The 3,429-nt window shown below is 73.3% G+C and carries 3 protein-coding genes and 2 pseudogenes; 1 reads left to right on the plus strand and 4 read right to left on the minus strand.

Annotation, left to right across the window (positions count from 1 at the left end; all coding sequences use genetic code 11):
• From ABD990_RS34005 to ABD990_RS34015, 3 genes and pseudogenes are all read right to left on the minus strand, one after another.
• A pseudogene (locus tag ABD990_RS34005) lies at positions 1–222 on the minus strand (amidohydrolase family protein); the annotation flags it as partial.
• A gap of 52 nt (positions 223–274) precedes the next feature.
• A complete protein-coding gene (locus ABD990_RS34010) occupies positions 275–1,036 on the minus strand; it encodes an alpha/beta fold hydrolase (protein WP_345384923.1) in 762 nt (253 codons plus the stop codon).
• 34 nt (positions 1,037–1,070) lie between these two features.
• A complete protein-coding gene (locus ABD990_RS34015; RefSeq protein WP_345384924.1) occupies positions 1,071–1,958 on the minus strand; it encodes a fumarylacetoacetate hydrolase family protein in 888 nt (295 codons plus the stop codon).
• Between the two features lie 145 nt (positions 1,959–2,103).
• Between ABD990_RS34015 and ABD990_RS34020 the strand changes: the two genes are divergently transcribed.
• A complete protein-coding gene (locus ABD990_RS34020; RefSeq protein WP_345384925.1) occupies positions 2,104–2,766 on the plus strand; it encodes a FadR/GntR family transcriptional regulator in 663 nt (220 codons plus the stop codon).
• A 94-nt stretch (positions 2,767–2,860) separates the two neighbouring features.
• Here the strand turns inward: ABD990_RS34020 and ABD990_RS34025 are convergent.
• Positions 2,861–3,429 (minus strand): annotated as a pseudogene (locus tag ABD990_RS34025) (2-oxoacid:ferredoxin oxidoreductase subunit beta); the annotation flags it as partial.

The raw sequence follows: 3,429 nt of genomic DNA on the forward strand, positions 1-3,429 counted from the left end.
GTTGTTCCAGGAGAAGTGCGTATGGGCGTCGCAGAGCCCGGACATCAGCGTCCGGCCGCGGCCCTCCACCACACGCGCGCCGTCGGCGCGGGCGGGGTCGACGGTGCCGACCGCCGCGATGCGGTCGTCCTCGACCAGCACGTCCCCGCGGTAGGGGTCGGCGCCGGTGGAGTCGAGGATCGAGACGTCGCGGAACAGGATCTTGCTGGTCGTGGTGGGCACGGTGCCCTCCTCTTCCTTGAGGGTCTGGCGGGATGGTCCCGGGCGGGGTGGGTCAGAGGAACTTGCGCAGGTGGTCGGTGACGGGGCCGGCGGCCTCGAGCGCCGTCCAGTGGCCGATGCCGGGCAGCACCTCGACGACGGCGGAGCCGTGGGCCTCGGCGAGCTCGCGGCTCGCCTCGGGCGGACCGACCTTGTCGTCGTCGCCGGTGATCAGCAGCAGCGGCAGCGCCGGGTCGACCGGACCGGGGTCGGTGGCGGCGGCGAGGGCCTCGCAGTTGCGGGCGTAGCCCTCCGGGTCCTGGCGCATGACCAGCTCGCGCACGAACGCGGCGACCTCGGGCTTCTCGGTCCGGGTCGTCTCGGACACCGCGTTGGCGACGACGCCGGGGGCGACCGCGGCGGTGCCCTTCTCCCGCAGGACCGCGGCCCGGTCCCGCTGGGCCTGCCGACCGGCCTCGGCGGGTTCGCGGACCGCGCCGAGCAGGGTCAGGGAGGTGACCCGGTCCGGGTACCGCCGGGCGAACTCGCGCACCACCAGGGTGCCCATCGAGTGCCCGACCACGTGCGCGGACTCGACGCCGGCCTGGTCGAGCACGCCGGCCAGGTCGTCGGCGTGCGACCCGACGGCGATGCCGTCGGCGACCGGGGAGCGCCCGGCGCCGGCCGAGTCGACCCGGATCACGGTGTGCGAGCCGGCGAGCGCGTCGGCCTGGACCTGGTAGAAGTTCGAGGTCCCGCCGAGTCCGTGCACGAACAGGACCGCCGGCCCCTCGCCCTCGATCTCCACGGCGAGTTCCTTGCCGTTGACCTTCACGTCTCTCCTTCGTGTGGTGGGGGGTGGTGCGCGGTCAGGCGATGCGGTTGCGCTGCGTGCCGAGCCCGGTGACCGACACCTCGACGACGTCGCCGGGCTCGAGGAACCTCGGCGGGTCGAACCCGATGCCGACGCCGGCGGGGGTGCCGGTGGCGATCACGTCGCCGGGCAGCAGGGTGATGCCGGCCGAGATCGTCGCGATCAGCTCCGGGATGTCGAAGATGAGGTCCTTGACCGCAGCCGACTGGCGGAGCTCGCCGTTGACGCGGCTCTCGACCTGCAGCGCGGTCACGTCGGGCACCTCGTCGGCCGACACCGCGTAGGGCCCCATCGGGCAGTGCGTGTCCAGCGACTTGCCCAGCAGCCACTGCTTGTGCGTGCGCTGCAGGTCGCGGGCGGTGACGTCGTCGATCACGGTGTAGCCCCACACGTGGTCGAACGCGGCCTCGCGGGAGATGCCGCGCCCGCCGGTGCCGATGATCACGGCGAGCTCGGCCTCGTAGTCCAGCTCCGCGGTGACGCCCGCGTGGGACAGCACGTCGTCGTACGGCCCGGTCACCGAGGTCGTCGCCTTCGCGAACACCACCGGGTGCTCCGGCAGCGCCTCGGAGCGGTCGGGCTGGTCGTAGCCGCTGCGACCGAACTCGGCGACGTGCTCCCGGTAGTTCTTGCCCACACAGAAGACGTCGCGCCGCGGCACGGGGAGGGGCGCGAGGAGGCGCACCGAGTCCAGCGGCCGGGCCGGCAGCGACGCCGACCGTTCCGCCAGCAGCGGGCCGAACTCGGCCCAGCCGTCGATCACCTCGAGCAGCCCCGCGCCCGGCGGGAGGAGGGCGGCGACGTCACGGACCTCACCCGCGTCGTCGTCGGCCACGCCGACCCGGGGTGCCGCTCCACCGGGGGCGAAGATCACCAGCTTCATGTCCGAACCAATCTGAACCAATCGAACCAATCAGGCCGGGCACGACCGTACGCCGCGCACGGACGCCTGTCGAGAGCCGGAACGTGCCGGTCTGCTCCTCGCCGATTGGTCTTGATTGGTTCGTTCAGCCCGGTATGGTGGTGCGGTGCAGACGGTCGAGCAGTCCCTGCGTGCCCTGCTGGCCGAGGGCGCCCAGGACGGCAGGTTCGGGCCGGGCTCCAAGCTGCCGACCGAGCGGGCCCTGGTCGAGCAGCTGGCGGCCCCGCGCTCGGCGATCCGCCGGGCGTTGGAGACCCTCGAGCGGGACGGAGTGGTCATCCGGCACGTGGGCCGCGGGACCTTCCTCACCGAGGCCGCGGTCCAGCAGGTCGACGGCGCCCCGGCCGACACCAGCCCGGCCGAGATCATGCAGGTCCGGCTGCTCCTCGAGCCGGGGGTCGCCGCGCTCGCCGCGCGCGTCGCCACCCAGGCCGACCTCGACCGGATCGGGGAGTGCCTGGCCGGCGGCGGCGCCAGCGAGGACTTCGAGGGCTTCGAGTCGTGGGACGCGCGGCTGCACCGCGCCATCGCCAAAGCCGCGCACAACGGCCTGCTCATGAACATGTTCGACGTGCTCAACACCGCCCGTGCCCTGCCGGTGTGGGGCACCCTCAAGCGCCGGACCTCCAGCCCGGAGCGCCGCCGCTGCTACCACGAGGAGCACACGGCGATCGTCGAGGCGCTGTGCGATCGCGACCCGGAGGCCGCCGCGGCGGGGATGCGCCGGCACCTCGAGCACGTCTCGGACAACCTGCTCGGGCGGCACTGAGCCGGCGGGCGGCGGTGCACGACGGCGAGCTGCGAGAACGCAGCGGCCCGGCTCTGGGATCAGAGCCGGGCCGCCGTGGAACCGTGCGATCGCGTCAGCCGGCGACGGTCCAGGTGTCGCGGCCGGTGAGCAGGGCCTGCAGGTCCGTGCCGCCGGGCTTGCTCGCGGCGGCCTCGGTGGCCTGCCGGACCTGGGCGCGGGCGGCGTCGTCGTAGGTGGTGCGGTCGACGTTGCGGAAGATGCCCGTGACGGTGTGGTTGAGGTCCTGGTCCGACAGCCGGGACAGGGCGAAGGCGAGCTCGTGGTTGCCCGCGTCGTGGACCACGATCTCGCTCGGGTCGACCTCGGCGGCCTTGACGACCTCGAGCCGGAACCCGCGCTGCACGACGGCGAACTTGTCGTCCTCGGGCCCGAAGGTGATCGGCTCCCCGTCGCGGACGTGGACCAGCCGCTGCTCCTTGGTCTCCGGCTTGCGCAGGACGTCGAAGGAGCCGTCGTTGAAGATCGGGCAGTCCTGGAAGATCTCGACCAGGGCGGAGCCGCGGTGGGCGGCGGCGGCGCCGAGGACCTCGGTGAGGCCCTTGCGGTCGGAGTCCAGCGCGCGCCCCACGAAGCTCGCCTCGGCGCCGAGGGCGAGGGAGATCGGGTTGAACGGGTGGTCGA

This window comes from Pseudonocardia yuanmonensis, assembly GCF_039542425.1.
In the GTDB taxonomy this organism is placed as follows: Bacteria; Actinomycetota; Actinomycetes; order Mycobacteriales; family Pseudonocardiaceae; genus Pseudonocardia; species Pseudonocardia yuanmonensis.